The organism is Streptomyces sp. NPDC042336 (genome assembly GCF_055581985.1).
The window spans coordinates 2,846-7,505 of record NZ_JBVJEA010000063.1; the positions used below are offsets into that span (position 1 = coordinate 2,846).

At 69.5% G+C, this 4,660-nt stretch carries 6 protein-coding genes and 2 pseudogenes; 2 read left to right on the forward strand and 6 right to left on the reverse strand.

All coding sequences use genetic code 11. The annotated features are described in order from the left end of the window. Positions 1-123: 123 nt before the first annotated feature. Positions 124-324, reverse strand: a complete 201-nt coding sequence (locus ACZ6IM_RS41915) for a hypothetical protein (protein WP_469564479.1) — start codon at positions 322-324, stop codon at positions 124-126. Positions 325-664: 340 nt separating this feature from the next. On the opposite strand from ACZ6IM_RS41915, the gene ACZ6IM_RS41920 reads away from it, so the two are divergent. Further along, positions 665-970 carry a hypothetical protein gene (locus tag ACZ6IM_RS41920; protein ID WP_469564482.1) on the forward strand — a complete coding sequence of 102 codons (306 nt, stop codon included), beginning with the start codon at positions 665-667 and terminating at the stop codon, positions 968-970. Between the two features lie 67 nt (positions 971-1,037). Here ACZ6IM_RS41920 and ACZ6IM_RS41925 read toward each other — a convergent pair whose 3' ends face one another. From ACZ6IM_RS41925 to ACZ6IM_RS41935, 3 genes are read right to left on the reverse strand one after another with little or no spacing between them, the layout of a single operon-like run. Next, entirely contained in the window at positions 1,038-1,454 is a 417-nt protein-coding gene (locus tag ACZ6IM_RS41925; protein ID WP_469564485.1) for an arsenate reductase ArsC, read from the reverse strand. Continuing rightward, a complete protein-coding gene (gene arsB / locus ACZ6IM_RS41930; RefSeq protein ID WP_469564487.1) occupies positions 1,447-2,571 on the reverse strand; it encodes an ACR3 family arsenite efflux transporter in 1,125 nt (374 codons plus the stop codon). Before arsB ends, ACZ6IM_RS41925 begins: the two co-directional genes overlap by 8 nt. Next, complete coding sequence (locus ACZ6IM_RS41935) at positions 2,568-2,969, reverse strand: ArsR/SmtB family transcription factor (RefSeq protein ID WP_469564490.1); 402 nt, start codon at positions 2,967-2,969, stop codon at positions 2,568-2,570. Before ACZ6IM_RS41935 ends, arsB begins: the two co-directional genes overlap by 4 nt. 80 nt (positions 2,970-3,049) lie before the next feature. On the opposite strand from ACZ6IM_RS41935, the gene ACZ6IM_RS41940 reads away from it, so the two are divergent. Continuing rightward, positions 3,050-3,526: an ArsI/CadI family heavy metal resistance metalloenzyme gene (locus ACZ6IM_RS41940; RefSeq protein WP_399682062.1), complete on the forward strand. Its 477-nt coding sequence runs from the start codon at positions 3,050-3,052 to the stop codon at positions 3,524-3,526. A 10-nt stretch (positions 3,527-3,536) separates the two neighbouring features. On the opposite strand, the pseudogene ACZ6IM_RS41945 reads toward ACZ6IM_RS41940, so the two are convergent. Further along, positions 3,537-3,803, reverse strand: a pseudogene (locus tag ACZ6IM_RS41945) (Tn3 family transposase); the annotation flags it as partial. Between the two features lie 674 nt (positions 3,804-4,477). After that, positions 4,478-4,573, reverse strand: a pseudogene (locus ACZ6IM_RS41950) (IS5/IS1182 family transposase); the annotation flags it as partial. Positions 4,574-4,660: the final 87 nt, after the last annotated feature.

Here is a 4,660-nt window from a genome sequence, read left to right on the forward strand (position 1 = left end):
CACCCCCCCGCACATCATCACAAAAAAACCCCCCCCCCCCCCCCCCACGCGGGGGGGGGTGTGGGGGGGGCCCCCCCCCCGGGCCCCCCCCCCCCCCCCAAGACCCCCCGGGTGTGATGCGGGTCAGCCGATGATGGCGTGGAAGAACATCACGCCAGCTCCGAGACCGGCCCCCGCGGCGAGAGCAGCGGCGGGCAGCGAGCGCTGCGCGAGGTAGGTCAGCACGCCGGCGCCGATACCGGTGAGGACCCCCAGCAGCAGCACGATGGCGCTGCGCAGGCCGAGCAGCGGCTGGCCACCGGACTGCTGGGTGTTCTGAGTCATTAGTGAACTCCGTTTCCCTTGACGGCATTTCGCCCCTGTTGGGGCGCGTAGTCGTGAATGCTGTAGCCGCCGGCCGCGGTCTTCCCCCCGCCCTTCACGGTGTGGCGTGAGTCACAAAAATTGCTCGTGGGTTTGGCGAGGGGCGAGAGGCAGCCGACGCCTATGACGTCCACGAAGGCTGGAAACGGGCCCACGGGGGCGGCAGAGCGCAAGGGAGCGACTGTGCCGGATGAGACCTTCCAGGGGGGGTGCCCCTCAGGGCCTCTTGCAGGAGGACCAAGAGCATGAGGAGCTCAGCACCCCGGGCCTGTTGAGCCTGGAGCACACACTCGCCGGAACCGTGCCGGACGAAGCCAGCCGTCCCGCGCGCCGCGCCGCCGAGGCCCGCGTCGTCGACATCCTGCGCGCCGACAACTTCCAGGGCCCGCGGTACGAGAAGACCACCACCCGCCTCATGGACTACGGGTGGCGCACCATCAACAAGTGGACCGCCAGCGGCGAGATCTTCGCCCACGCCCGCCGGGCCGGCCGACCCGTCCCCGCGCACATGACCGCGCCCGACTGGAACGCCGACGACCGCTCCGAAGTCGCCACCGATACCGTCGTCGCCGGTCTGGACCTCTTCCTCGAGCAGCCCAGCTGGTAGATCGCCAAGACCTGCTCGGCATGTTCCGGCCGCAGCGGTGCGATGCGCACGCCGGTCCCGGTGGCCGTCACGCCGCGGGCTCGATGCCGAGGTCGGCGAGCAGGCCGCGGACACGCTGTTCGATCTCGTCGCGGATCGGCCGGACGGCCGCGACGCCCTGTCCGGCCGGATCGTCGAGCTGCCAGTCCAGGTACCGCTTGCCGGGGAAGTAGGGGCAGGCGTCACCGCAGCCCATGGTGATCACGACGTCGGATGCCAGCACTGCCTCGGTGGTGAGGACTCTCGGGGCCTCGGCCGAGATGTCGATGCCCGACTCCCGCATCGCCTCGACCACGGCCGGGTTCACCGTGCTCGCGGGGGCGGACCCGGCCGAGCGGACCTGGACCCGGCCTGCGCCGAGGTGGGTGAGAAAGGCCGCGGCCATCTGAGAGCGGCCTGCGTTGTGGACGCACACGAACAGCACGGACGGCTTGGTCTCAGACACGGGCGGAACCTTCCGGGGAGACGACCGGTCCGGCCGCCGGGGCGGTTTGGGGGAAGAAGCGGCGGGCGGCGAGGGCGACGTAGACGAGGCCGATGAGGACGGGGACCTCGATGAGGGGGCCGACGACTCCGGCCAGGGCTTGGCCGGAGGTGGCACCGAAGGTGGCGATGGCGACCGCGATGGCCAGCTCGAAGTTGTTGCCCGCGGCGGTGAACGCCAGCGTGGTGGCCTTCGGGTAGTCCAGTCCGACCGCGCGGCCCGCGGCCATGGAACCGGCCCACATGAGGGCGAAGTACACCAGAAGCGGCAGTGCGATCCGGGCGACGTCGAGCGGCTGGGAGGTGATGGCGCCGCCCTGGAGGGCGAACAGCACGACGATTGTGAACAGCAGTCCGTACAGGGCGAACGGCCCGATGCGGGGGATCAGCTTCGTCTCGTACCAGGTGCGGCCCTTGGCCTTCTCGCCGAGGCGGCGGGTGAGGAACCCGGCCAGCAGCGGGATGCCGAGGAAGATCAGCACGCTGCGGGCGATCTCCCAGACGGACACGTCGAGCGCGGTCTGCTCCAGGCCGAGCCAGCCGGGGAGTACGGAGAGGTAGAACCAGCCGAGCAGGCTGAACGCGAGCACTTGGAAGACGGAGTTCAGGGCGACCAGGACGGCGGTGGCCTCGCGGTCGCCGCAGGCGAGGTCGTTCCAGATGATGACCATGGCGATGCAGCGGGCGAGGCCGACGATGATCAGGCCCGTGCGGTACTCGGGCAGGTCCGGCAGGAAGATCCAGGCCAGGGCGAACATCAGGGCCGGGCCGACGAGCCAGTTCAGGACCAGGGACGGGATCAGCAGGCGCCGGTTGCGGGTGACGGTGTCGAGGCGGTCGTAGCGGACCTTGGCGAGCACCGGGTACATCATCACGAGCAGGCCGAGCGCGATCGGCAGCGAGACGTCGGTAACGGTGACCTCCGCGAGCGCGTCTTCCAGGCCGGGCGCGAGGCGGCCCAGGTCGAGCCCAGCCGCCATCGCGATCAGAATCCACACGGCGAGGAACCGGTCCAGGAACGACAGCCGCCGGGCGACCGGCCCCGCGGGCGCCACTGTGGTGGTCGCCTCGGCGTTCACGATGCGGCCCCGGCAGCCGTGGTCTCGGTCAGGGGCTGTCCGGCGGGCCGGGTGAGGATCGCCGCGAGGCGGTCGGTCATCTGCGGCAGCAGCCGGTAGTACACCCACGTCCCGCGCCGCTCGGAGTCGATGAGACCGGCCTGCTTGAGCAGTTTGAGGTGGTGGGAGATCGTCGGCTGGGACACCTCGAAGGCCGGGGTGAGGTCGCAGACGCAGACCTCCCCGCCCGCGCGGGAGGCGATCATCGACAGCAGGCGCAGCCGGACCGGGTCGCCGAGGGCCTTGAACACCTTCGCCAGGGTCTCGGCCTGGTCCTCGTCCAGTGGGGCGGTCAGCAGGGCAGGGCAGCAGTCCTCGACGCCGTCCTGCCCGAGCACCACAAGCTCTTGTTTCGACATACTTCTATGTTGACGTTTTTCGATTCAAGGCGCAAAGTTGCATCGACAGGCATCGATGCAACCGATCCGGGGAGACCGCCATGTCCCGTGCCCAGCTCGCGCTCAACGTTGCCGACCTCGAAGCGTCGGTGACCTTCTACTCCAAGCTGTTCGGCGTCGAACCCGCTAAGCGCCGCCCCGGCTACGCCAACTTCGCGATCACGACCCCGCCGCTCAAGCTCGTTCTCATCGAGGGCGAGCCGGGACAGGAGACCCGCCTGGACCATCTTGGCGTCGAGGTGGAGACCACCGACGAGGTCACCGCGGCCACCGACCGCCTCAAGGAGGCGGGGCTCGCCACGTTCGAGGAGAACGACACCTCCTGCTGCTACGCCCTCCAGGACAAGGTGTGGGTGCACGGCCCCGGCAAGGAGCCGTGGGAGGTCTACGTCGTCAAGGCAGACGCCGACCAGCTCGGCAAGAGCCCCGCACTCGGCGGCGGGGACGCCTGCTGCTCCGGCCAGGAGTCGAGCACCGAAGCCGTGCCGGCGGCTTCGGGCTGCGCCTGCGGCAGCTGAACGGCGCCGTTCACCCTTCTTCCGGCTCGTCCTCCTGCGCGGCTTCCGGGTCGCGCAGCGGGCGCAGCCCCTGGCCCGGGCCGCTGGCCTTGATGTTGAACAGGTAGCGGCCCAGGAAGTTGATGTGCCGGTCCTTGAGCGGGGAGAGCCGGGCGACGTCCTCGTCCTTGATGCCGTGGCACTCGGCGCGCAGCTGCGGGACGGCGGCGTCGAGGTAGCGGGTGTCCCACAGGACGACGGCATTGAGGACCAGACCGAGGGCGGCGAGCTGGTCTTCTCCGAACTAGAGTCTGTCTCTTGGAAGTGCGGTGCGCAGGGTGCTGCATGCCGGATCGATAACCTGTGTCGGCGTCGGCGGCATCGTGTGAAACTTCGGGCCATGACCTCACCTGAGCTCAGTGACCTGGACTATCTCCGGGAGATCGAGCGCCTCGCCAACCGCGTCAGTGTGGAGGCGTCCAACGAAGGATGGCTCTCGTTCCAGGCAGACCCGGATGAGGCGACACCGCTCCAGCGCAGCGTGAACGTGCTTGCTCGGGCGCTCCGCCACTACCACTTCGAGGGTGACGGCTGCCTGGACGAGGACCGGCCTCTGGTCCGCCTCGTCGGAGCCTCGGTGTTGAAGCCCGGGGCCATGCCGGCCGGGGTGGAGGAAGCGTACGAGGAGTTGTGTGCACGGGTCGGCGTCGCCCCCAGGCCGGAGGGCTGGGCACTGTGGAACACCTGGAGCGACGGGGACCTGAAGGTGACCATGGTGGTGTCCGCCGTCGAGACGACCGAGGGGCTGTTCGAGAACTGGGCGCGCGGGAGGGCACTCGACCCGGTGTCACCGCTGCCCTCCCAGATTGCCCTCGTCCGCCAGGGATGGATAGGACCGATGACGTTCTCACCTCGCGGCGTCAGACGGACTGGCCTTGGCGGTCGGCCGCTGTCCTAGGCTCTGACCCTCGGTCAGGGCCGTGTCCACATGAGAATCGCAGCGAGGTGCAGTGCGGCCTGGTAGGCGATGGCGAGGTTGTCGGTTCGCATGGCCGGACCACGCCACTGGTCGGGTAGCCGGGTCATGTTGCCACGACCCGGCCCCCTCAGAACCGGGCATGCCTGTTTCCAAGCACCACGGCTCAAGCAAGCCCA